Below are 231 nucleotides of genomic sequence, written 5' to 3'. Positions count from 1 at the left end.
GCTAAAATTACCCGAACGGAAGAAGGCGAAGGGCTGGTAATTGAAATCACCACGCCGGACAATATCACCCAAGTGACAACAGACATGTATGCCAATGCGATGCTGACAGCAGGCATTGAAAATGCAACTGTCGAAGTCGCTGCGCCAAAAGCGGTAACGGGGCATTCAGCGCTTGTCGGAATCTACAAAGCGTATGAAGTGAACGGGGAACAACTGGACCCTGAACGCACA

General features: G+C 50.6%; 1 protein-coding gene. It reads left to right on the top strand.

Annotated elements, in window-relative coordinates; translation table 11 throughout:
• Window positions 1-231: DUF1002 domain-containing protein (locus SB775_RS34280; protein WP_410865745.1), on the top strand; the 231-nt coding region annotated here is incomplete at both ends.

Source organism: Peribacillus sp. SIMBA_075, assembly GCF_046534585.1.
This window is presented reverse-complemented; position numbering and strand designations above follow the sequence as displayed.